Below are 565 nucleotides of genomic sequence, written 5' to 3' on the forward strand. Positions count from 1 at the left end.
GAGTGACCACTGGCATAAAGAGAACAGCTATTCACGGAAGGAGAATAACGATGCTTTTGAATCAAATCCTGTCACGGGAGAACATGCTTCAAGCACTAAAACGTGTAGAACAGAATAAAGGAAGCCATGGAGTAGATATGATGCCCGTACAAAACTTACGACAGCACATAGTCGAAAACTGGCTATCTATTAAGGAGGCAATTCTCAAGGGAACTTATGAACCAATGCCAGTCCGCAGAGTCGAAATCCCGAAACCTGACGGCGGTGTTCGTTTACTAGGAATCCCTACCGTAACAGACCGTTTGATTCAACAAGCAATCGCCCAAGTACTTTCAAAAGTGTATGACCCTACATTCTCTGAAAACAGCTACGGATTTCGACCAAACCGAAGTGCTCATGATGCGGTGAGGAAAGCGAAAGAATATATAAGAGATGGATATCGATGGGTTGTAGATATGGACTTGGAGAAATTCTTTGATAAGGTCAACCATGACAGATTAATGGGTACACTCGCGAAGAGAATCCAAGATAAACCATTACTGAAATTGATTCGTAAGTATTTACA

At 42.1% G+C, this 565-nt stretch carries 1 protein-coding gene; it reads left to right on the forward strand.

Going from position 1 to position 565, the window contains the following annotated elements; translation table 11 throughout:
- Window positions 1-50: 50 nt before the first annotated feature.
- A partial coding sequence (locus tag ACFPOH_RS01635; protein WP_390308694.1) for a reverse transcriptase domain-containing protein occupies window positions 51-565 on the forward strand: 515 nt, incomplete at its 3' end.

It is taken from the genome of Ureibacillus suwonensis (assembly GCF_042655065.1).
Classification (GTDB): domain Bacteria; phylum Bacillota; class Bacilli; order Bacillales_A; family Planococcaceae; genus Ureibacillus; species Ureibacillus suwonensis.